The organism is Mycobacterium sp. GA-1841, from assembly GCF_001954135.1.
Lineage (GTDB): Bacteria > Actinomycetota > Actinomycetes > Mycobacteriales > Mycobacteriaceae > Mycobacterium.
Map to the genome: position 1 here is coordinate 153,660 of NZ_MBEQ01000110.1, position 22,368 is coordinate 176,027.

Genomic DNA, 22,368 nt, shown 5'->3' on the forward strand with positions numbered 1-22,368 from the left:
CCATGGCCCCCACCTTCGAGGACGTCTACCGAGAGAAGTACCTGCTGCTGACCACGTTCACCAAGGACGGCAGACCCAAGCCGACCGCGGTGTGGGGCGTTCCCGACGGCGACAAGTTGGTGATCATCACCGACGACGGGTCCTGGAAGACCAAGCGCATCAACAACACTCCTCGCGTCACCATCCAAAAATGTGGTGTCCTCGGCGCGCCCAAGGGAGAGCCGGTGGAGGCCGTCGCCCGCAACCTCCCGAAGGCCGAGACCCGGCGCGTGTTCAACGCCGTCGTCAAGCGGTACTGGAACCATGCCTGGTACTTCGTGCCGCAGGCGCTGTGGCGCGGCGGCATCGACAAGGTGCACAGCGCGATCGAGGTACGCGCCGCGGACACCTCGCAGCCCTCCGCTGCCGGACCGGAACCGAACCGACCGCCGGATCGTTGATCGGATGTGGCTATGCGGCTGTTCCTCATCTACGCGATCGTCGAGATGGCGGTCGTCGTCGCGCTGACCGCGACGATCGGTTTCGGATGGACGGTCCTGGTGCTCGCAGCGACGTTCGTCCTCGGTTTGGCGCTGGCGGGTTCGCAGCTCAAACGGCAGATCCGTCGCCTACAGGCCGGCCTGTCGGGCGGTTTGACCGAGTCTCGCGGCGCAGTGTCCGACAGTCTGCTGGTCGCGCTGGGCACCATATTGGTGGTGATTCCGGGTCTGGCCAGTTCGATCGCGGGTGCGTTGCTGCTGCTGCCGCCGACCCGGTCCGCTGCCCGGCCGCTGCTGGCCGGGTTGGTTGCCCGACGGATGCCGCTCATCATCACCGCACCTGCGGGTTTCGGTCGGCCCACCGGTACCGCCGCGTATCGACGCGGCGGGGGCGACTACATTGACGGCGAAGTCATCGATGTAACCGACGCCATGGAAGCGGACCCATACCGCCTGCCTCCCAAGGCCTAACCGCCACCCGAAAGAGCTTGACCACACTTCTGATCAACGGGCGCATCCACAGCCCCAGCTACCCCGACGCGACCGCATTGGCCGTGCGCGACGGCGTAGTGGCATGGCTGGGCAGCGATGAGGTCGGCCGGTCGGAGTTCCCCGACGCCGACATCGTCGACCTCGACGGGGGATTCGTCGCACCGGCGTTCGTCGACAGTCACGTTCATCTCACGGCCACCGGGCTGAACCTGCACGGCCTGGATTTGCGTGGCGCCACCTCACTTCGACACTGCCTGCAACTGCTCGACGAGTACGCACGTGCGCACCCCGACGGCCCGGTGTGGGGACACGGTTGGGACGAGTCGGCATGGCCCGAGCGCAGCGGACCCAGCACCGCGGATCTGGACGGGGTACTCGGGGACCGTCCGGCCTATCTGGCCCGCATCGACGTACATTCGGCGGCTGCGACGAGCACGCTGCGCCGGCTGGTGCCCGGCCTGGTCGAGGCAGCCGGATTCGATCCACAACGTCCGCTCACCGCCGACGCGCACCATCTGGTGCGGGCAGCAGCGCGCGAGCAGCTGACTCCGCAGCAGCGCAACCAGGCGCGCGTCGCGGCCCTTGACCACGCGGCCGGACTGGGTATCGCCGCAGTCCACGAGTGCGCGGGCCCCCAGATCGGCGGGCTGCTCGACTGGCAGGAACTCCACGCCCTGCAGCACGGCGTGGAGGTCATCGGATACTGGGGTGAACCAGCCACCGACGCCGAGCATGCCCGACATCTGATCGCCGAGACCGGGGCCCGGGGCCTGGCCGGGGATTTGTTCGTCGACGGCGCCCTCGGCTCACGCACCGCCTGGCTGCAGGCGCCCTATCAGGACGCGCCGGACACGTGCGGCAACTCTTATCTCGACGCCGAGGCCATCACCACACATCTACAGGCCTGCACCGAGGCCGGGCTCCCGGCCGGATTCCATGTGATCGGCGATGCCGCCGTCGCGACTGTCATCGCCGGGCTTGCGACGGTGGTGTCACGGCTGGGCGCGCCGGCCGTGGCGCGCTGCGGCCACCGCCTGGAGCATCTGGAGATGGTCGATGCCGCCCAGGCCGCCCAATTGGGCGCGTGGGGTGTGGTGGCCAGCGTGCAGCCGAATTTCGATGCCCTGTGGGGCGGTGACCACGGCATGTACGCCCAACGTCTCGGTGTGGATCGAGTTCACCGGCTCAACCCGTTCGCGCTCCTGGCATCCGAAGGCGTGCCGCTCGCGTTCGGCTCCGACAGCCCCGTCACCGGCATGAATCCGTGGCAGTCAGTGCGGGCGGCGATTTCGCACCGCAGTGCGGGCAGCGCGATCTCGGCGCGTGCGGCGTTCGCTGCGGCCACCCGCGGCGGGTGGCGGGCCTGCGGTGTGCGCGACGGGGTCAGCGGCACCCTGATCCCCGGCGCCCCGGCCAGCTACGCGGTGTGGGACGCCGACGAGCTGGAGGTCAGCGCGCCGGCCAACGCGGTCCAGCGTTGGTCCACCGATCCACGCTCACGGGTGCCGGCCTTGCCGCGGTTGTCCGCCGACGCGGAACTTCCGCGCTGCCGCCTGACAGTCCACCGGGGTGTTGTCATCCATGGGCAGTGAACGTCCCCGAGGTGCTTCGGGCCGGGCGCGCCCGAAGCGGCCGCGCCCGAACGAGACCACCGACGTCATCCCGGCGATCGAGGACGACGAGCTTGCCGAGCTCGATGAACTCGATGACGAGAACTTCGACGAGTTGGACGAGGGAGCCACCGGTGACCCCGTCGCCGACATCGATCCCGACGACGAGCCCGACGACCGTGGTTACCGTCTGACTGCGGCGGGCACACCGGATCGCTGGTCGGTGCTGGCGGTGCGGGCGTCGAGATTCGGGCGGGCCACCGTGCGGCGGTGGGCACAACTGTCGGCCGCGGTCGGTGGCGGATTGACGATGTGCCTGAGCTATCCGCCCACCGGCTGGTGGTGGGCGTCGGTCGTCGGCGTGGCCCTGCTCGGCTGGGTGTTGACCCTGCGCTCCACCACCCGCGCCGGCGGTTTCGGCTACGGAACGCTCTTCGGTCTGGCGTTCTATGTGCCACTGCTGCCGTGGATCGCCAGTTTTGTCGGGGCGGTGCCCTGGCTGGCCCTGGCGGTGGTGCAGGCGTTGTTCTGTGGGTTGTTCGGCCTGTCGGCGGTGGTGGTCAGAGCGCTGCCCGGTTGGCCGGTGTGGCTCGCCGCGCTGTGGGTCGCCCAGGAATGGCTCAAGTCGAGCGTACCGTTCGGCGGATTCCCTTGGGGCGTGGTCAGTTTCGGTCAGACGAACGGACCGCTGCTGCCGATCGCGCGTCTCGGGGGTGCGCCGCTGTTGTCCTTCGCGGTGGCGCTGGTCGGATTCAGTGGGACGCTGCTGGCGCTGGAGGTCGTGCAGTGGTGGCGTCACGGTCACAAACCCGGCTTCCCGGCTCCCGCGGTGATGCTGCCGGGTCTGAGCATCACCGTGGTGCTGCTGGGCACGGCGCTGCTGTGGCCGCAGGTCCGGCATTCCGGCATCGGCGCGGGCGACGAGCAGACCGTCACGGTGGCCGCGGTCCAAGGCAACGTGCCCCGGCTCGGCCTGGAGTTCAACGCCCAGCGCCGCGCGGTGCTGGACAACCACGTCAAAGAGACGCAGCGACTGGCCGACGATGTGCGGGCCGGCAAAGCCGCCCAGCCCATGTTCGTCGTCTGGCCCGAGAACGCCTCCGACATCGATCCCATGGCCAATGCCGACGCCGCCGCACAGATCACCGCGGCAGCCGATGCGATCGGCGCGCCGATCCTGGTGGGCACGGTCACCAAGGCCGACGGCTACACCGCCGACAACCCCGTGGCCACCAACACCGTGATCGTGTGGGACCCCGAACACGGACCCGGTGAACGGCATGACAAGAAGATCGTGCAGCCGTTCGGCGAGTACCTGCCGTGGCGTGATTTCTTCAAGCATTTTTCGTCGTACGCGGATCGGGCCGGCTATTTCGTCCCAGGGGAGGGCAACGGCGTGGTGCACGCGGCCGGGGTGCCGATCGGCGTGACCACCTGCTGGGAAGTGATCTTCGACCGGGCCGCGCGCGAGGCGGTTCGCAGCGGCGCCCAGGTCCTGACGGTTCCCACCAACAACGCCACGTTCGACGAGAACATGAGCGCTCAACAATTGGCGTTCGCCAAACTGCGGGCCGTCGAGCACGATCGGTACGTCGTCGTCGCCGGGACCACCGGCATCAGCGCGGTGATCGCCCCGGACGGGCGTGAGCTGGCCCGCACCGAGTTCTTCCAGCCCGCCTATCTGGACAGGCAGATCCGGTTGAAAACCGAGCTGACGCCGGCCACCGAGTGGGGTCCGGTTCTCCAAGTGGTACTGGTCACGGTCGGTCTGGGAGCAGTCGGGGCGGCACTGGTCGTTTCCATACTGCACAATGGAGGGTTCGTGCAAAGAAAGTTGAGGCGTCGCACCGCGAGGGCCCGCGACGATGAAGGAGTCTCATGACAGTCCCTGGTGACGGAGCGCGCGCACACGGGGGATCCAGCCCTCGCCAGGATGGTGAACGCCCCAGTCAACGTGCCCTGGTGATCATTCCCACGTACAACGAGCGGGAAAATCTGCCGCTGATCGTCGGGCGGGTGCATCACGCCAACCCGGAGGTGCACATCCTGGTCGTCGACGACGGCAGCCCCGACGGCACCGGCCAGTTGGCCGACGAATTGGCGCTGGCCGATCCGGACCGGGTTCATGTCATGCATCGGACGAGCAAGGCCGGCCTGGGGGCGGCCTATCTGGCCGGGTTCGCCTGGGGTCTGGGCCGCGGCTACGCGGTTCTGGTCGAGATGGACGCCGACGGTAGTCACGCCCCGGAGGAGCTGACCCGGCTGCTGGACGCGGTCGACGCCGGCGCGGATCTGGCCATCGGCTCGCGGTACGTGCCCGGCGGCACGGTGCGCAATTGGCCGGTGCGGCGGTTGGTCCTGTCGAAGACCGCCAACACCTACTCGCGGCTCCTTCTCGGTGTCGGCATCCACGACATCACCGCCGGATACCGCGCCTACCGGCGTGAGGTGCTGGAGAAGATCGACCTGTCCGCGGTCGATTCCAAGGGTTACTGCTTCCAGATCGACCTGACCTGGCGCGCCATCAACAACGGGTTCAAGGTCGTCGAGGTGCCCATCACGTTCACCGAGCGTGAGCTCGGGGTCTCGAAGATGAGTGGTTCCAACATTCGCGAGGCCATGTTCAAGGTCGCCGAGTGGGGCATTCGCGGTCGCCTGGACCGCGCCCGAGGTGTCGTGCGCTGAGACACAAAAAACCGCGAGCCTGCACTCAAGTGCAGGCTCGCGGTTTTTTGAACGGTTCAGCTCCCGCGACGCTTGGTCTTGATCAGGTCGAGCCGCTCCTTGAGCAGCTCTTCGAGCTCCTCGACGGAGCGCCGCTCCAGCAGCATGTCCCAGTGGGTACGCGGCGGCTTGACCTTCTTGGGCTCCGGCACGTCCCCTTCGATCAGGGTGCCTTCGAGACCGTTACGGCACAGCCAGGTGCCGGGGATCTCGGCGTCGTCGGCGAATGGAACGTCGAACTCTTCACCGTTGTCGGTGCGGTAGCGCGCGACCTGACGCGGAGCCAGGTCATGGTTGCGGTCGGTCTCGTAGCTCACAGCTCCGAGGCGACTGCCTCTCAAGACGCGATCAGCCATCGTCAATACTCCTTATCAGGCGATTTGGTCCGGACATATCAACGCAGCGCGGCGTTGCCAAGTTCCCGACTCGACCGTCCATGATACGCCGATCACAAAGCGCCTCCGTCTACAGTCTTGACCCATGGCGACCGGTAACCGCAGACGCGACCGTCCGCAGCCGTGTCGATGGTGCGGACGCGACGTCGCCGACGCGCAGATGGGGCGTCGTCGTCAGTACTGCAGGCAGTCGTGCCGGCAACGCGCCTACGAGCAACGCGCCATGGTCAAGGGCACCTCGCTGGCCCCCGATTCGGTGGTGCTCTCCGCGGACGAGGCGGCGCAGCTCTCGGATCGGGTGTATCAGGTCAAATGCGCGGCCGAGGACGTCGCCACCGCAGTCGAGGAGGGCGCAGGCACCGACGAACTGCGCCAACTGTGCGACGCGCTGATGGAGGCCGCGAAGGCGGCCGACGGTTGGCGCTGATCGCGCTAATCGGGCGGGCAGCTGAGCTGGCGCCCGACGCCCACCGGCGGCGGCACCGGCTTGAGGCAACCCAGCGGCTCGACGCCTGAGGAGTTCACCAGGATCGCCGACTGATGCGCATAGTTGACGCACACCAACGTGGTGGCGTCCGCGCGGCAGCGGTAGTCACCGAAGGCCAGTGAATCGCCCGCGGGCAGTTCCGCCCCGTCGCCGTAACCGAACCGGCCCGGATCCCCGTGCAGCGAGCCGATATCCACCGTTTCGCCGGCGAAATCCACCCAGCCCGGAATCCACTGCCCCTCGACGTCGGACGGTTTCGACGGCAGACCGTCGGCATGGATCAGGCACGCCAATTGGCCGTCGAGATTCTTGTCGGTGGCACAGCGAGCCGAACCCGACGGTGCGACGAATGCGATGTCGTCACCGAGATCGGTGGGCTGCCCCTCACGGGTGGCCGTGTGGAAGCCGGCCGGATCGGCCGGCTTGCCCGCTTCGATCCATTTGATCACCCGGCTCATCGGTGTTCCCGGGGCCGGTGCCGTGGTGGGCAGCGGCGAGGTGGTGGTCGGTGTGGGTTTGGTGCTCTTGGTCGGTGTGGCACTGGCCGGAGCCGACATTCGGGGATGCGAGGTCGGCTGGGACTCGTGCCCTCCTCCCGGCGAGCAGGCCGCCAAGAGAACAGCAGCCCCTACAGTCACAGCGATACGCATACCCGCAAGGCTAGCGGGCGCGTGCCACGCCCACTGCCTGCCCGCCCTCGCCGCTGTCGTTCGATACGGTCGACCTATGCACGAACGTACCGTCCGGGCAAAGATCAACACCGGCATCGTCGAAGGCTTCACGCGCGACGGCGTACATCGTTGGCGCTCCATCCCTTACGCCAAACCACCCGTGGGTCCTCTGCGGTTGCGGGCGCCGGAACCGGCGCAACCGTGGCCCGGTGTCCGTTATTGCCACGGGTTCGGTTACTGCGCACCTCAGCAACGTCGCTACACGCTTGTCGGCGTGGGCAAGTACCAGCCGATGGGGGAGGACTGCCTGACGCTCAACGTGGTGACCCCGGAGAAGCCCTCCCACGAGCCGCTGCCGGTGATGTTCTTCGTCCACGGTGGTGGCTACATCATGGGCAGTTCGGCGACTCCCATCTACGACGGAGCCGCACTGGCCCGTCGCGGCTGTGTCTTCGTCTCGGTCAACTACCGGCTCGGCATGCTCGGCTGTGTCGAACTGTCGTCGTTGTCGACCCCGGAGCACCCGATCGACGACAACCTGTTCCTGCGGGATCTGGTGTTGGCCCTGCGGTGGGTGCGCGACAACATCGCGGTGTTCGGTGGCGATCCGCAGAACGTCACGATCTTCGGCGAGAGCGCAGGTGCGCATGCGGTCGCCGCCCTGCTCGCGGTGCCTGAGGCCAAAGGCTTGTTCGCCCAGGTGATCTCACAGAGCCCGGCCAGCGGGATGGTCAGCTCCGCGGCCGCGGCCGCCCGGCTCGCCGACCAGCTTGCGCAGTTGGTCAGTCCGGGTGCGGGATCGCCGGCCGCCGCACTGATGGCGGCCCGTCCGGCCGAGTTGGGACGCGCGCTGGAAACGTTGATCATGCGCGGCCAGACCGACATGCCGGGGGCGTTTCCGGTCGGTCCGACGTTCGGCACCGAATACCTGCCCGTCGATCCGGTGACGGCGATGGCCGAGGGCAGCGCACACCGACTGCCGCTGATCGTCGGAAACAACGCCGACGAGGGCCGGCTGTTCACCCGATTCATGCCGTTGTTGCCGACCAACGAGCCGATGATCGAGAAGTTGTTCGCCGGAAGTGATCCGGAGGATCGTCGGCGGATCGTGGCGGCCTATCCGGACTACCCGAGCAGCGCCGCCTGCGTGCGACTCGGCGGTGACTTCGCGTTCGCCTCGGCCACCTGGCAGATCGCCGAGGCGCACAGCAGGCACGCGCCCACCTATGTGTATCGCTACGACTATGCGCCGCGGACCTTGCACTGGGCCGGCCTGGGCGCCACCCATGCCATGGAATTGCTTGCCGTGTTCGACACGTACCACACGACATACGGTGCGCTGCTGACCGCGGTGGGCGATCGCAGAACCGCTCGACGGGTCAGCCGTGACGTGCAGCGCCGGTGGCGGGAGTTCAGCCGGACCGGCACCCCCGGGGACGGCTGGCCGGCCTATGACAGCGACGAGCGATCGGTCTTGGTGTTCGACCGACGACCGCGGGTGGAATACGACCCACGGGCCGAGCGGCGGCAGGCTTGGGAAGGGTTCACGCTCGCCGAGCGCTGACCTCTTCGGGCGGCTCTCGGTGATTTCGCCGCCGGGACCCGTTCGGGTGTGGTTGCGTGGTCACGTGGAGCATCCTCTGGACCCGCTGTCGGCCGACGAGTTCCGCGCGGTGGCAGCGATATTGCGCCGTGAACATGGAGTCGGTGGCGGCTGGCGGGTGGCCTCGGTGGAACTCGTCGAGCCGTCGAAGGCGGATGTGGCGGCTTTCGACGCCGGTGGCACGGTGCCGGCCCGGCGGGCCGCGGTGATCTGTCTGGACCGATCGGCCAATGCCACCTACAAGGGAGTGGTGTCCTTGACCGAGGACCGGGTCGAGAACTTCGACCACGTCCCGGGCGTGCAGGCCAACTTCACCGTCGACGAGTTCGTCGAATGCGACGAGGTGTTGCGGCGGCATCCCGACGTGATCGCCGCGTTGGCGCGACGTGGCATCACCGACCTGGACAACGTGTTCATGGACACCTGGACCTACGGTGACGCGGTCGTCCCACCGGAGTACCGCGATCGCCGGCTCGGCTGGTCGGACACCTGGTACAAGAAGGCCGCCGGGGCCAATCCGTACGCGCACCAGGTCAGCGGTCTGCACTGCGTCATCGACGTCAACACCATGGAGGTGTTGCGGGTCGAAGATGACGGCAGCGCTGAAATGCCCGATGTGATGGGCGAATACGTACCACACCACATCCCCGAGCGGATCCGGGCCACCTCACGGCGCGAGCCGCTCAAGCCGCTGAACATCACCCAACCCGACGGGCCGTCGTTCACCGTGGACGGCAACCTGCTGCAGTGGCAGAACTGGTCGTTGCGGGTGGGGTTCAACCATCGTGAGGGCATGACGCTGCACACCGTGCGTTACCGCGACGGCGAAGCGAATCGCTCTGTGGCACATCGGATGTCATTCGCCGAGATGGTGGTGCCGTACCGGGATTCCTCGGTCGATCACTACCGCCGCACCGCGTTCGACATCGGGGAGTGGGGGCTGGGCTTCATGACCACCTCGCTGGAGCTCGGCTGCGACTGTCTCGGCGAGATCCGTTATCTGGACGCGGTTCTGCACGACAGCACGGGTGAGCCGTACACCATCACCAACGCCATCTGCATCCATGAGGAAGACAACGCCGTGCTGTGGAAGCACGTCGACCACGACGCCGGCGCCGAGGTGCGGCGAATGCGCAGGCTCACCCTGTCGTTCCACGTGACCGTCGCCAACTACGAGTACCTGGTGTACTGGCGGCTCTATCAGGACGGCAGCATCGAGTGTGAAGTCCGGGCCACCGGCATCATGGTCACCACACCGTTTCCGGCCGGGCCGACACCGAAGAACGGCACGCTGGTCGACGAGCGCACCTACGCCCCGTTCCATCAGCATTTCCTGATCGCCCGACTCGACCTGGACATCGACGGCACCGACAACACGGTCTACATGACCGAGTCCTACACCGAGCCGATCGGCCCGGACAACCCGCACGGCCTGTCGCTGGTGGTGGCCAACCAGGCGCTGCGCACCGAGCAGGAAGGCCGTCAGGACGTCAACTTCGCCAGCCAGCGGGCGTGGAAGGTGGTCAACACCAACGTCGTCACCGGCCTGGGCGGGCATCCGTCGTACAAACTCGTACCGACCGGGGCGATCCCGGCGATGTTCGATCCGTCCTCCCCGGTGCTGCAGCGGGCCAACGTGATCGGCCACACGCTGTGGGTGACGCCGAACCGGCCCGACGAACGCTGGCCGGCCGGTGAGTTCGTCAACCAGTCGGCGAAGGACACCGGGCTCGGGGAGTGGACGAAGGCCAACCGGTCGATCGAGAACACCGACGTCGTGCTCTGGTACGTCTTCGGCATCCACCACATCACCCGCCCGGAGGACTGGCCGGTGATGCCGGTGGACGTGGTGTCGTTCTGGCTCAAGCCCTTCGGGTTCTTCGACCGCAACCCCGCGCTCGATGTTCCGGCCGCCCCGCCCGACGCCTGCACCCACGGTCACGCCAAGGCGGCGCACCATTAGTTGACACCTGTCATATGTGACCCGGGACACTGCTAGGTTGCCTGTGTGCATCCGACTCAGACCGCCGTACTGGAACGCCCCGACGACCTGACCCGTGAGTGGCTCACCGCCGCCATCGGCGCCGGCCAGGTCAGCGGATTCACCTTCGAGCGCATCGGCACCGGGCAGATGAGCGAGTGCTACCGGGTGTCCTTGTCGTATGTCGAGGGGTCGTATGTCGAGGGGTCGTATGGCGAGGGCGCCTCCGGCCCGGCTTCGGTCGTGTTGAAAGTGGCCGCCACCGACCCCAACAGCCGTCAGACCGGGCTGGCGATGGGCCTGTACGAACGCGAGGTGCGGTTCTACGCCGACATCGCGCCCGCCCTGACCGGCGGTCCGGTGGCGCCGTGTTACCACGCCGCGTTCGACCCGCAGACCGGTGCGTTCGACCTGCTACTCGGTGATGCGATGCCGGCCGTCGTCGGCGACGAGATCCGTGGCGCGACAGCCGAACAGGCCACGGTGGCGCTGACGGAACTCGGACGCGTGCACGCGTCGGTGCACGATCTCGCCGTCCTGGACGAGGCTGAGTGGCTCAACCGTGAGGCACCGGTGAACCAGGCGCTGATCTCGGGTCTGTATGCGGCCTTCGTCGAGCGCTACGCGGAACTGATCACACCTCAACAGCGCGAGGTGTGTGAACGGCTCGTCGACAGTTTCGACGCCTACCTCGCCGAGGAAGGCGCACCGCAGCGGCCGCAGGGCCTGGTGCACGGCGACTACCGGTTGGACAACATGTTGTTCGGCGGCGACGGTGCTGACCGGGCCCTGACCGTGGTCGACTGGCAGACCGTCACCAAGGGGCCGGCGTTCACCGACGTCGCCTACTTCATCGGCTGTGCGCTCGCCGTCGAGCAGCGGCGTGCTCACTATGACGACCTGCTCGGCGCCTATCACCAAGCGTTGGGGCCGGACACGACGCTGACACTGGGGCAGGTGCGCGAAGGGGTGCGCCGGGCGAGCTTCTTCGGCGTGATGATGGCGATCATCTCCTCGATGCTGGTGGAACGCACAGAACGGGGCGACCAGATGTTCATGACGTTGCTCGACCGGCACTGCAGCCATGTGCTGGACACCAACGCCCTGGACATCCTTGCCCCACCGGCGACGCCGGAGCCTCTGGTGCCCGCGGTCGAGGACGAGTACGCACATCGGCCGGGCCCCGAAGAGCTGTGGAACGAAAGCTGGTACTTCGATTTCGTCGATGCCGACGCGGGTCTCGGCGGCTGGGTCCGGCTGGGGTTGATTCCCAATCAGGACACTGCGTGGATCAATGTGCTGTTCTGCGGTCCGGGCATGCCGACCATCGCGCTCAACGACTTTCAGGCGCCGCTGGCCGAGCCGGCCGCGGTCAAGGGCGAGGACGTCGAGTTGCGGTTGCACGTCGACGAGCCGCTTGAGGTCTACCGGCTCACCGCCACCGGAACCGGTCAGGCGTATGACGATCCGTCGGCGTTGCTGCGCGGTGAGGCCGGGCGTCCGATCCCGGTGACGATGGAGTTGACCTGGACCACCGCGGGCACGCCGTATCAGTATCGGATCACCCCGCGATACGAGTTGCCGTGCACGGTCTCGGGGACGGTGATCATCGGCGATCAGACCCATACCGTCGACACGGTTGCGGGTCAACGCGACCACTCGTGGGGTGTCCGGGACTGGTGGTCGATGAACTGGGTGTGGAGTGCGCTGCACCTCGACGACGGCACCCACCTGCACGGCGTGGACATCCAGATCCCGGGGATGCCGCCGATCGGTATCGGCTACAGCCAGCGCGCCGGTGAACCGCTTGTCGAATTGCAAAGCGTGACAGCTGAATACGCGTTGGGTGCCGACGATCTTCCGGTGTCCACGACGCTGTCGCTGCAACCGGGCGACATCGAGGCGAGCGTCGAGATCGTCGCGCACGCGCCGGTGTTGCTGACCGCCGCCGATGGCCGGGTCAGCCAGTTCCCACGGGCATGGGCGAAGGTGCGCACCGCCGACGGCCGCAGCGGTGTCGGCTGGCTGGAGTGGAACCGCAACCTGGGCTGATCGCTCTTGCGCCGAACGTGAAGAAGTGTGCGAGTTTTCGAGAAAAACTCGACATCTTCTTCACGTTCGGCGCTGGGATCAGCGTGCGACGATCACCGAGGAGCCGTGGCCGAACAGGCCCTGGTTGGCGGTCACGCCGACCTTCGCACCTTCGACCTGCCGGCCGGTGGCCTGGCCCTTGAGCTGCCAGGTCAACTCGCACACCTGCGCGATGGCCTGTGCCGGAATGGCCTCGCCGAAGCAGGCCAGACCGCCCGACGGGTTGACCGGCACTCGGCCGCCGATGGTGGTGGCACCGGAACGCAGCAGCTGCTCGCCTTCACCTTTCGGGCAAAGTCCCAAGTGCTCGTACCAGTCCAGCTCCAGCGCGGTGGACAGGTCGTACACCTCGGCCAAGCTGACGTCCTCGGGGCCGATACCCGCCTCCGCGTAGGCGGCGTCGAGGATCTGATCCTTGAACACCCGCTCCGGGGCCTGCACGACCGCGGTGGAATCCGTTGCGATGTCCGGCAATTCGGGCAGGTGCTGCGGGTACTGCGGCGTCACCGTCGAGATCGCGCGCACCGACGGCACACCCTCGACTGATCCGAGGTGCTTCTCCGCGAACGACTTCGACGCCACGATCAGCGCAGCCGCGCCGTCGGAGGTGGCGCAGATGTCGAGCTGGCGCAGTGGGTCGGAGACCACCGGACTGGCCAACACGTCCTCGATCGCGGATTCCTTGCGGTAGCGCGCATTGGGGTTCTGCAGGCCGTGGCGCGAGTTCTTGACCTTCACCTGGGCGAAGTCCTCGGCCGTCGCGCCGTAGAGGTCCATGCGGCGCCGGGCCAGCAGCGCGAAGTACACCGGGTTCATCGCGCCGAGCAGGTGAAAGCGCTGCCAGTCCGGGTCGTTCTTGCGTTCACCGCCGACGGGCGCGAAGGCTCCCTTGGGCGTGGTGTCGGCGCCGATCACCAGGGCGACGTCGCAGAAGCCGGCCAGGATGTGGGCGCGGGCACTCTGCAGTGCCTGCGAGCCCGAAGCGCAGGCCGCGTAGCTCGACGACACCGGAACGCCGTTCCAGCCCAGCTTCTGGGCGAACGTCGACCCGGCGATGAAACCCGGGTAGCCGTTGCGGATGGTGTCGGCGCCGGCGACCAATTGAATCTGGCGCCAGTCCAAACCGGCTTCGGCCAGGGCCGCGCGAGCAGCGACGACGCCGTACTCGGTGAAGTCGAGTCCCCACTTGCCCCACGGGTGCATGCCCGCGCCGAGGATGTACAGCGGTTCCGGGCTCATCAGGGGATCCTCCAGGCGTGGGTGGTGCGCTCGACGCCCTCGTCGTCGGTGTAGAGCGTCATGGTGGTCAGCTCCATCTCCATGCCGACCTTGAGATCGGCGGCCAGCGTGCCCTCGACAACCTTGCCGAGCACGATCAGGCCCTCGTCGGCCAGCTCGACGGCGGCGATCGCGAACGGTTCGAACGGGTCCGTCTTCGGGTATGGCGCGGGCGGCAGGTACCGGTTCTCGGTGTAGCTCCACACCTTGCCGCGGCGGGACAGCGGGACCAGATCCAGAGTGTCGCTGTCACACGCCGGGTTAGGGCAGTTGTTCTCACGCGGCGGGAACACGTAGGTGGCGCACTGGGTGCACTTGCCGCCGATCAGATGCGTGGCACCGGCGTCGTCGGTGGCGAACCACCCTTCGATCGCGGGTTGCGAAGATGCTGCTGGCACAGGGGCAGCCTAAACGATCATCAGGGCAGAACTGAAACGTGTTGCAGTTTTGTCCCGGTGAGTGGTGCAGCCGGTTGCCGGAGACGGTTTATGCGACGGATTGCGGTCACGGCTAAGCAGCAATCCGCGGCGTAGCTGCATCAGCCCGTGGGTTGCAGGTATCGAGCGCGGGCCAGGGCCGCTTCGGTTCCGAGCTCCACACGTAGCTCTGGGTTTTCGACGTAGGTCCGCACGTAGCTATACAGAACGTAAGGGTCGACATCGAATTGTCGACAGTCGAATACGACCGAAGGTAGTGGTGGGAGGCGGTCGATGCGCCAGAGCCGTGTTGTGTAACGGGGGTTCCAGTCAGTTTCGATGTACGCCATCACAACGATGGCTGGGTGCCCGAAGGACGACGTCGGTGTGATGTGCCGAATGGCCGACCAATCTAGCTGCGTCTCGAAGCTGCGTCCGCGTTGGAAAATTCCCTGACTCGTCAGTGTGACGCCACCGCGGCGGACGCGTCCGGAGGCCACGACTGCAATGAAGGACGCGAAAACGATGCCTAGGGTGCCGATCACCACCGCGAAGCCGGGAAACCCCTCATCTTGGTAGATAACTGTCTCGATCGCGGCCGTCGCGCAAAGCAGAGTGCCGCAGCCCATCAAGGCAACCAGGATCGTGAACTGCCAGCCTGAGTATCGGATTTCCGTCCCCGGAACGCCATCCCGGTCTGTCGTCCGGATCGTCGCCGAAAGGTGCAAGCGGCGGTACCGGCTCACGAGGGCGAATGCGACGATGAGGGCGATAAACAGTGCGAAGAGCAAAAAATATTTGAGTGCAATAACGTTGCCGGCCGCGGCAATCATGATTCCGAACAGGAACGAAAACGCGGATATGGCACTCAGCCCGATGGCGGAGAGGTGAAACTTCACACCGTCATGGGTGTCCGTCCACCCTGTGGGAATGTCTTGATGTTCAGAAGATTGCATCCCACGTCCTTTCGGCAAGTCTCCGACGGCCTTGCCAGTGCCGGCTCTCCGGCGCGGCGCCGATGATCGTCTGAAGTTTATGTGGCGGATTGCAGCCACGGCTGAGCAGCAATCCGCCGCGTAAGTGCCCACCACCGACTCTCGATCAAGATGGCTCGCGGCCGTCTACCCGTCGGTGCTCCCGCATAGAGTGAGGGCCGTGAGCCCCGCGAAGACCGAGACGAAGAACGCGCCGAAACCCGCCGCCGACGACAAGCCCACCCTGATGCTGCTGGACGGCAATTCGCTGGCTTTCCGGGCGTTCTATGCGCTGCCCGCCGAGAACTTCAAAACCCAGGGCGGGTTGACCACCAACGCGGTCTACGGGTTCACCTCGATGCTGATCAACCTGCTCCGTGACGAGCAGCCGAGCCACGTCGCCGCGGCGTTCGACGTGTCCCGGCAGACGTTCCGTAAGGACAAGTACCCCGAGTACAAGGAAGGCCGCTCGGCGACACCCGACGAGTTCCGGGGCCAGATCGACATCACCAAGGAGGTCCTCGGCGCACTGGGCATCACGGCGATGGCCGAGCCCGGGTTCGAGGCCGACGACATCATCGCCACGCTGGCCACCCAGGCTGAGCAGGAGGGCTACCGGGTGCTGGTGGTCACCGGCGACCGCGACTCGCTGCAGTTGGTCACCGACAACATCACGGTGCTCTATCCGCGCAAGGGGGTCAGCGAGCTGACTCGCTTCACCCCGGATGCGGTGGTGGAGAAGTACGGCTTGACCCCGGCGCAGTACCCCGATTTCGCGGCCCTGCGTGGGGACCCGAGCGACAACCTGCCCGGCATCCCCGGCGTGGGCGAGAAGACCGCCACCAAGTGGATCGTCGAATACGGCTCCTTGCAGGAGCTGGTGGACAACGTCGAGAAGGTCAAGGGCAAGGTCGGTGACGCGCTGCGGGCCAACCTGTCCAGTGTGGTGCTCAACCGGGATCTCACCGAGTTGGTGCGCGACGTCCCGCTGGCCCAGACGCCCGACACCTTGCGGATGCAGCCGTGGAACCGCGACCAGATCCACCGGCTGTTCGACGACCTGGAATTCCGGGTCCTGCGGGACCGGTTGTTCGAGACGCTGGTCGCCGCCGAACCCGAGGTCGAGCACGGGTTCGACGTGCGCGGCCGCGCCCTGGAGCCCGGTGAGCTGGCGGCCTGGCTGGCCGAGCACAGCCTGGGCAACCGGTTCGGGCTCGCCGTGGTGGGCACCCACCTGGCATATGACGCCGACGCCACCGCGCTGGCCATCGTGGCGGCCGACGGCGACGGCCGCTACATCGACACTGCGACGCTGACCCCCGAAGACGAGGAGGCACTGGCGCGCTGGTTGGCCGATCCGGGTCCGCCCAAGGCGCTGCACGAGGCCAAGCTGGCCATCCACGATCTGGCCGGCCGGGGTTGGACGCTGCGCGGTGTCACCTCCGACACCGCGCTGGCCGCCTACCTGGTGCGGCCGGGGCAGCGCAGCTTCGCCCTCGACGACCTGGCGGTGCGTTATTTGCGTCGCGAACTGCGTGCGGAAACGCCTGAACAGCAACAGCTTTCGCTGCTCGACGATTCCGAAGGGGTCGACGAGCAGGCGGTGCAGACGCTGATCCTGCGGGCCTGTGCGGTGCTGGACCTGGCCGATGCGCTCGACGAAGAACTGGCCCGCATCGACTCGTCATCACTGCTGGGGCGGATGGAGTTGCCGGTGCAGCGGGCGCTGGCCGAGATGGAGTCGACGGGCATCGCTGTCGACCTGGACAAACTGCAGGAGCTGCAGAGCGAGTTCGCCGACCAGATCCGCGACGCCGCCGAGGCCGCCTACGGCGTGATCGGCAAGCAGATCAACCTCGGGTCGCCCAAGCAGTTGCAGACGGTGCTGTTCGACGAGCTCGAGATGCCGAAGACCAAGCGCACCAAGACCGGATACACCACCGACGCCGACGCGCTGCAGTCCCTGTTCGACAAGACCGGGCATCCGTTCCTGCAGCACCTGCTGGCCCATCGCGACGCCACGCGGCTCAAGGTGACCGTCGACGGCCTGCTCAATGCGGTGGCCTCCGACGGGCGGATCCACACCACGTTCAACCAGACCATCGCGGCCACTGGCCGGCTCTCCTCGACCGAGCCCAACCTGCAGAACATTCCGATCCGCACCGAGTCGGGCCGGCGGATCCGTGACGCGTTCGTGGTCGGCAGCGGCTATGCCGAACTCATGACGGCCGACTACAGCCAGATCGAGATGCGCATCATGGCGCACCTCTCCAAGGACGCGGGCCTGATCGAAGCGTTCAACACCGGAGAGGACCTGCACTCGTTCGTGGCGTCGCGGGCCTTTTCGGTGCCGATCGACGAGGTCAACCCGGAACTGCGCCGCCGCGTCAAAGCCATGTCGTACGGCCTGGCCTACGGGCTCAGTGCCTACGGCCTGGCCAGCCAGCTCAAGATCTCCACCGAAGAGGCCAAGGTGCAGATGGAGCAGTACTTCGACCGGTTCGGCGGCATCCGCGACTACCTGCGCGACGTGGTCGATCAGGCCCGCAAGGACGGGTTCACCTCAACCGTCCTGGGCCGTCGCCGCTATCTGCCGGAACTCGACAGCAGCAACCGCAACGTGCGTGAGGCCGCCGAACGGGCCGCGCTCAACGCGCCGATCCAGGGCAGCGCCGCCGACATCATCAAGGTCGCGATGATCAACGTGGATGCTGCGCTCAAGGAAGCCGGGCTGAAGTCCCGGATGTTGCTGCAGGTCCACGACGAGCTGTTGTTCGAGGTGGCCGAGGGGGAGCGGGACACCCTCGAGGCGCTGGTGCGCGAACATATGGGCAACGCTTACCCGCTGGATGTGCCGTTGGAGGTGTCGGTGGGGTACGGCCCCAGCTGGGATTCCGCCGCGCATTAGCGGCGCATGGGCTGGAGCCGCGCCTCAGCGGCTCAGTACCGGACCGGCGCCTGGTAGTGCATCATCCAGTGCAGGATCGGGGCGGCTGAGCGGGCGGCGGCGACGGCGTACACCTCTTCCTGCTGCAGCGCGAAGACCTGTGCATCCCCGAAGCCGCGGTCGATGCGGTCGCGGACGAAGGCCAGTTCGACGACCGCGGCGGCGAACGCGCCGACGGCCTTGCCGGCCGGGCGGCCACCGGCCAGGGTCGCCTGCCGGATCGCGCCGTGGCGGGTTTTCAACGAGCCGAGCCAGGTGGCCTCGTTGTGCGTGATCAGTCCGGCCGCGACCATGCCGGGCAGTTTGGCGGCCACCACGTGTTGTTCGCGGCGTCGGCTGAGGACGGCGACCACGATCATTGCGATGAAGATCGGCACCATCCACACCGCGTACACGATGAAGTAGGTGCCGGCGCCCACCAGCGATGAGCCGTTCCACAGCCCGTGCATCAGCACCGCGGCCAGGTAGCCGGCGAGGATGCACAGCGTCTTGGCCAGACCGCTGCGTCGTTGCAGCGCGAAGTACACCCCGATCGCGGTCATCGTGGTGAACAGGGAGTGCGCGAACGGCGCCATGATCAGCCGCATCGCCGCGGTCAGCAGGGATCCGGCCAGGGAATCGGCGCTGGCGATGTACATGATGTCTTCCAGCCAGGCGAAGCCCAGCCCGACCAGGCCGGCGTACACCAGGCAGTCGGTCAGCGAGTTCAGTTCGTTGCGTCGCCGGCCGGTCATCATGATCAGCAGGAACAGGCCCTTGGCGGCCTCTTCGATGAAGGGCGCCCGGATGGCCACCGAGGCGAAACTGTGCGCCGAGTCGGCAGAGTCCACGCCCGGTGCCAGCAGCGCATCGGTGAACACGCTCAGGACGAGGGACAACACGATGGCCACTGCGGCACCCCAGCCGAATGCCAGCAGCAGCAGCCGGGGTGGCTCGGGCTCCCAGCGGTCCAGCCACAGGTAGGCGAACACGGCGCCGGTCATCACGATGCTGGACAGCGTGAACCCGATGATCGCGCCGACCGGGTTGAGTGCGGTGAACAGCAGGACGAGGGCGCCGATGACGACGCCGCAGGCGATGATCGCGGTCAGTGGCGCGCCGACCTTGCGGACCGGCCTGGGCAGTGGCGGCGCGACCGGGATCCACGGCCGATGGGCGGGGCCGTGCATCATCGGTCCGGGGTTCGGGTAGTACGCCACCGCAGAAGCGTAGCCGCGGCCGGGTGGTCTACCGGACATGAATTCGGTGTGAGTCCGGACCCGCGGACAGAGTCGGTTTGTCCTGCGTGTGCCTGGTCGAGTACCCTCGTTACGTATCTGTGCATACAGCTAGTGATCGTCTAGTCATCGTCACGGATCTGCACGAACGCAATACACGCAACACAAATGTCCCTACGAGTAAACCTGTCCGGAGCAACCCACCACATGCCCTCTCCCTCCGTCACCTCGCCGCAAGTAGCCGTCAACGACATCGGCTCGGCTGAGGACTTTCTCGCCGCCATCGACAAAACCATCAAATACTTCAACGATGGCGACATCGTCGAGGGAACCATCGTCAAGGTTGACCGTGACGAGGTCCTGCTCGACATCGGTTACAAGACCGAAGGTGTCATCCCTTCCCGCGAACTCTCCATCAAGCACGACGTCGACCCCAACGAGGTCGTTTCCGTGGGCGATGAGGTCGAGGCCCTCGTTCTCACCAAGGAGGACAAGGAAGGCCGCCTGATCCTGTCCAAGAAGCGGGCTCAGTACGAGCGCGCCTGGGGCACCATCGAGGAGCTCAAGGAGAAGGACGAGGCCGTCAAGGGCACCGTCATCGAGGTCGTCAAGGGCGGCCTGATCCTCGACATCGGTCTGCGTGGCTTCCTGCCCGCATCGCTGGTCGAGATGCGTCGTGTCCGCGATCTGCAGCCGTACATCGGCAAGGAGATCGAGGCCAAGATCATCGAGCTGGACAAGAACCGCAACAACGTGGTGCTGTCCCGTCGCGCCTGGCTGGAGCAGACCCAGTCCGAGGTGCGCAGCGAATTCCTCAACCAGCTGCAGAAGGGTGCCATCCGCAAGGGTGTCGTCTCCTCGATCGTCAACTTCGGCGCCTTCGTCGATCTCGGCGGTGTCGACGGCCTGGTGCACGTCTCCGAGCTGTCCTGGAAGCACATCGATCACCCGTCCGAGGTGGTTCAGGTGGGCGACGAGGTCACCGTCGAGGTGCTCGACGTCGACATGGATCGCGAGCGGGTTTCGCTGTCGCTCAAGGCGACTCAGGAAGACCCGTGGCGTCACTTCGCCCGCACGCATGCGATCGGTCAGATCGTGCCGGGCAAGGTCACCAAGCTGGTGCCGTTCGGTGCGTTCGTCCGCGTCGAAGAGGGCATCGAGGGTCTGGTGCACATCTCGGAGCTGTCCGAGCGCCACGTCGAGGTCCCGGACCAGGTGGTCCAGGTCGGCGACGACGCGATGGTCAAGGTCATCGACATCGACCTGGAGCGTCGCCGGATCTCGTTGAGCCTCAAGCAGGCCAACGAGGACTACACCGAGGAGTTCGACCCGTCGAAGTACGGCATGGCCGACAGCTACGACGAGCAGGGCAACTACATCTTCCCCGAGGGCTTCGACGCCGAGACCAACGAATGGCTCGAAGGCTTCGACAAGCAGCGGGAGGAGTGGGAGGCCCGCTACGCCGAGGCCGAGCGCCGGCACAAGATGCACACCACGCAGATGGAGAAGTTCGCCGCGGCCGAGGCCGAGGAAGCTGCCCGTCCGGTGTCCAACGGTTCCTCGCGGTCGGAGGAGTCCACCGGTGGCACGCTGGCCAGCGACGCACAGCTGGCTGCGCTGCGTGAGAAGCTCGCAGGCAACGCCTAAGTAACGCAACAACGAACGCCCCGGCCCCTTGGGTCGGGGCGTTCGTCGTTGTTGCCGAGAGTGAAGAAAATGGCGACGTTCGGGCGAAAACTCGCGATCTTCTTCACATTCGGCGGACGGTATGGTGTCCCGGTGCTGCGAATTGGACTGACAGGTGGGATCGGTGCGGGCAAGTCAACAGTGTCGGCCACATTCAGCGATCTCGGCGGCATCATCGTCGACGGCGACGTCATCGCCCGCGAGGTGGTCGAGCCCGGAACCGAGGGGCTGGCCAAACTGGTCGAGGCATTCGGGGAGGGGATCCTCCTGCCCGAGGGGGCGTTGAACCGCCCCGCGCTGGCCGCGGTCGCGTTCAGTGACGACGAGAAGCGTGCCACCCTCAACGGCATCGTGCATCCACTGGTGGCGCACCGGCGTTCGGAGCTCATCGCGGCGGCCCATGAAGATGCGGTGATCATCGAGGACATCCCGCTGCTGGTGGAATCCCAGATGGCGCCGATGTTCCCCTTGGTCATCATCGTCAACGCCGACCCCGAGATTCGCGTCAAGCGGCTCATCGAATACCGCGGATTCACCGAGGTGGACGCCCGCGCCCGCATCGCCGCGCAGGCCACCGAGGAGCAGCGTCGCGCCGTCGCCGACGTGTGGCTGGACAATTCGGGCAGCCCCGGCGCCGTCGTTGAAGCCGCGCGCGCCCTGTGGCACGAGCGGATCCTGCCCTTCGCGCACAACCTACAGATCCGGCAACCGGCCCATCGCGATCCTGCCGTGGTGCCCTACGACCCGGCCTGGCCGGAGCAGGCCCGTCGCATCGTGGCGCGGCTCAATACTGCCTGCGGGCACCGGGCGGTGCGCATCGACCACATCGGGTCGACCGCGGTGCCCGGGATGGACGGCAAGGATGTCATCGATGTGCAGGTGACGGTCGAATCCCTGGCGGTCGCCGATGAACTCGCCGACGCGCTGTTGACGGCCGGCTATCCCGTGGTGCCGGACATCACCGCCGACACCCCGCACGGTGACGATCCGACGGTGTGGCACAAGCGTTTCCACGCCTCGGCGGACCCCGGCCGGCCGACCAACGTGCACCTGCGGGTGGACGGCCGGCCCAACCAGCGGTTTGCCCTGATGTTCGTCGACTGGCTGCGGGCCAACCCGGGCGTGCAGGCCGACTATCTGGCGGCCAAGCGCGCCGCCTCGACGACATCCGACTATGCCGTGGCGAAGGAACCGTGGTTCCTGGATGCCTACAGCCGGGCCCGGGCGTGGGCCGACGCCACCGGCTGGACACCTTAGCTCGCTGGGCCGCACCAGGTTTCCGTTCCGTCGGTGCGGTAGCGTCGGATGCGTCCAAAG

General features: G+C 66.8%; 17 protein-coding genes and 1 pseudogene. 12 read left to right on the plus strand and 6 right to left on the minus strand.

The genetic code is table 11. The features are described from left to right. The first annotated feature begins 2 nt into the window (after nucleotides 1-2). From A5740_RS25395 to A5740_RS25415, 5 genes and pseudogenes are all read left to right on the plus strand, one after another. Nucleotides 3-440: a PPOX class F420-dependent oxidoreductase gene (locus tag A5740_RS25395; protein WP_076198710.1), complete on the plus strand. Its 438-nt coding sequence runs from the start codon at nucleotides 3-5 to the stop codon at nucleotides 438-440. Nucleotides 441-446: 6 nt separating this feature from the next. After that, nucleotides 447-950, plus strand: a complete 504-nt coding sequence (locus A5740_RS25400) for an FxsA family protein (RefSeq protein WP_076198712.1) — start codon at nucleotides 447-449, stop codon at nucleotides 948-950. A 17-nt stretch (nucleotides 951-967) separates the two neighbouring features. After that, entirely contained in the window at nucleotides 968-2,563 is a 1,596-nt protein-coding gene (locus tag A5740_RS25405; protein WP_076198714.1) for an amidohydrolase, read from the plus strand. Then, entirely contained in the window at nucleotides 2,553-4,463 is a 1,911-nt protein-coding gene (gene lnt / locus A5740_RS25410) for an apolipoprotein N-acyltransferase (RefSeq protein ID WP_083654415.1), read from the plus strand. Before A5740_RS25405 ends, lnt begins: the two co-directional genes overlap by 11 nt. Nucleotides 4,464-4,513: 50 nt before the next feature. Then, nucleotides 4,514-5,248: pseudogene (locus A5740_RS25415) on the plus strand (polyprenol monophosphomannose synthase); the annotation flags it as partial. A gap of 74 nt (nucleotides 5,249-5,322) precedes the next feature. Here A5740_RS25415 and rbpA read toward each other — a convergent pair. Further along, complete coding sequence (gene rbpA, locus A5740_RS25420) at nucleotides 5,323-5,661, minus strand: RNA polymerase-binding protein RbpA (RefSeq protein ID WP_011559900.1); 339 nt, start codon at nucleotides 5,659-5,661, stop codon at nucleotides 5,323-5,325. Between the two features lie 124 nt (nucleotides 5,662-5,785). On the opposite strand from rbpA, the gene A5740_RS25425 reads away from it, so the two are divergent. Beyond that, the gene (locus A5740_RS25425; protein ID WP_076198718.1) at nucleotides 5,786-6,127 is read left to right on the plus strand and encodes a hypothetical protein; all 342 of its coding nucleotides are present in this window, start codon (nucleotides 5,786-5,788) and stop codon (nucleotides 6,125-6,127) included. Nucleotides 6,128-6,132: 5 nt separating this feature from the next. Here the strand turns inward: A5740_RS25425 and A5740_RS25430 are convergent, their stop codons facing one another. Continuing rightward, a complete protein-coding gene (locus A5740_RS25430; protein ID WP_371454809.1) occupies nucleotides 6,133-6,744 on the minus strand; it encodes a hypothetical protein in 612 nt (203 codons plus the stop codon). A gap of 169 nt (nucleotides 6,745-6,913) precedes the next feature. Between A5740_RS25430 and A5740_RS25435 the strand changes: the two genes are divergently transcribed. Genes A5740_RS25435 through A5740_RS25445 form a run of 3 tightly spaced genes read left to right on the plus strand, consistent with a single transcriptional unit; the run spans nucleotide 6,914 to nucleotide 12,494 of the window. Next, a complete protein-coding gene (locus A5740_RS25435) occupies nucleotides 6,914-8,422 on the plus strand; it encodes a carboxylesterase/lipase family protein (RefSeq protein ID WP_076198722.1) in 1,509 nt (502 codons plus the stop codon). A 46-nt stretch (nucleotides 8,423-8,468) separates the two neighbouring features. Next, nucleotides 8,469-10,424 carry a primary-amine oxidase gene (locus A5740_RS25440; RefSeq protein ID WP_076198724.1) on the plus strand — a complete coding sequence of 652 codons (1,956 nt, stop codon included), beginning with the start codon at nucleotides 8,469-8,471 and terminating at the stop codon, nucleotides 10,422-10,424. Nucleotides 10,425-10,469: 45 nt separating this feature from the next. Beyond that, the gene (locus tag A5740_RS25445) at nucleotides 10,470-12,494 is read left to right on the plus strand and encodes a phosphotransferase (protein WP_076198726.1); all 2,025 of its coding nucleotides are present in this window, start codon (nucleotides 10,470-10,472) and stop codon (nucleotides 12,492-12,494) included. A 78-nt stretch (nucleotides 12,495-12,572) separates the two neighbouring features. Here A5740_RS25445 and A5740_RS25450 read toward each other — a convergent pair whose 3' ends face one another. The 3 genes from A5740_RS25450 to A5740_RS25460 all read right to left on the minus strand — a co-directional run bounded on the left by A5740_RS25450 (nucleotide 12,573) and on the right by A5740_RS25460 (nucleotide 15,183). Beyond that, nucleotides 12,573-13,772, minus strand: coding sequence for a lipid-transfer protein (locus A5740_RS25450; RefSeq protein ID WP_076198728.1), 1,200 nt, complete (start codon nucleotides 13,770-13,772; stop codon nucleotides 12,573-12,575). Next, the gene (locus A5740_RS25455; RefSeq protein WP_076198730.1) at nucleotides 13,772-14,209 is read right to left on the minus strand and encodes a Zn-ribbon domain-containing OB-fold protein; all 438 of its coding nucleotides are present in this window, start codon (nucleotides 14,207-14,209) and stop codon (nucleotides 13,772-13,774) included. Before A5740_RS25455 ends, A5740_RS25450 begins: the two co-directional genes overlap by 1 nt. A 140-nt stretch (nucleotides 14,210-14,349) precedes the next feature. Next, nucleotides 14,350-15,183: a hypothetical protein gene (locus A5740_RS25460; RefSeq protein ID WP_076198732.1), complete on the minus strand. Its 834-nt coding sequence runs from the start codon at nucleotides 15,181-15,183 to the stop codon at nucleotides 14,350-14,352. A 265-nt stretch (nucleotides 15,184-15,448) separates the two neighbouring features. On the opposite strand from A5740_RS25460, the gene polA reads away from it, so the two are divergent. Continuing rightward, entirely contained in the window at nucleotides 15,449-18,109 is a 2,661-nt protein-coding gene (polA, locus tag A5740_RS25465) for a DNA polymerase I (RefSeq protein ID WP_175616362.1), read from the plus strand. Between the two features lie 32 nt (nucleotides 18,110-18,141). Here polA and A5740_RS25470 read toward each other — a convergent pair whose 3' ends face one another. Continuing rightward, on the minus strand, nucleotides 18,142-19,317 hold the full coding sequence (locus A5740_RS25470) for a PrsW family intramembrane metalloprotease (RefSeq protein ID WP_076198863.1): 1,176 nt from the start codon (nucleotides 19,315-19,317) through the stop codon (nucleotides 18,142-18,144). A 255-nt stretch (nucleotides 19,318-19,572) separates the two neighbouring features. Here A5740_RS25470 and rpsA point away from each other — a divergent pair, with 255 nt between their 5' ends. Both rpsA and coaE read left to right on the plus strand, forming a co-directional pair. Further along, complete coding sequence (gene rpsA / locus A5740_RS25475; RefSeq protein WP_003884756.1) at nucleotides 19,573-21,012, plus strand: 30S ribosomal protein S1; 1,440 nt, start codon at nucleotides 19,573-19,575, stop codon at nucleotides 21,010-21,012. A gap of 132 nt (nucleotides 21,013-21,144) precedes the next feature. After that, entirely contained in the window at nucleotides 21,145-22,308 is a 1,164-nt protein-coding gene (gene coaE, locus A5740_RS25480) for a dephospho-CoA kinase (RefSeq protein ID WP_076198864.1), read from the plus strand. The last annotated feature ends 60 nt before the right edge of the window (nucleotides 22,309-22,368 follow it).

Coding starts and splice junctions, on each gene's coding strand:
- A5740_RS25395 (WP_076198710.1), top strand. CDS start 3: ATGGCCCCCACCTTCGAGGACGTCTACCGAGAGAAGTACCTGCTGCTG.
- rbpA (WP_011559900.1), bottom strand. CDS start 5,661: ATGGCTGATCGCGTCTTGAGAGGCAGTCGCCTCGGAGCTGTGAGCTAC.
- polA (WP_175616362.1), top strand. CDS start 15,449: ATGCTGCTGGACGGCAATTCGCTGGCTTTCCGGGCGTTCTATGCGCTG.
- lnt (WP_083654415.1), top strand. CDS start 2,553: ATGGGCAGTGAACGTCCCCGAGGTGCTTCGGGCCGGGCGCGCCCGAAG.
- rpsA (WP_003884756.1), top strand. CDS start 19,573: ATGCCCTCTCCCTCCGTCACCTCGCCGCAAGTAGCCGTCAACGACATC.
- A5740_RS25435 (WP_076198722.1), top strand. CDS start 6,914: ATGCACGAACGTACCGTCCGGGCAAAGATCAACACCGGCATCGTCGAA.
- A5740_RS25470 (WP_076198863.1), bottom strand. CDS start 19,317: ATGCACGGCCCCGCCCATCGGCCGTGGATCCCGGTCGCGCCGCCACTG.
- A5740_RS25450 (WP_076198728.1), bottom strand. CDS start 13,772: ATGAGCCCGGAACCGCTGTACATCCTCGGCGCGGGCATGCACCCGTGG.
- A5740_RS25425 (WP_076198718.1), top strand. CDS start 5,786: ATGGCGACCGGTAACCGCAGACGCGACCGTCCGCAGCCGTGTCGATGG.
- A5740_RS25460 (WP_076198732.1), bottom strand. CDS start 15,183: ATGCAATCTTCTGAACATCAAGACATTCCCACAGGGTGGACGGACACC.
- A5740_RS25430 (WP_371454809.1), bottom strand. CDS start 6,744: ATGTCGGCTCCGGCCAGTGCCACACCGACCAAGAGCACCAAACCCACA.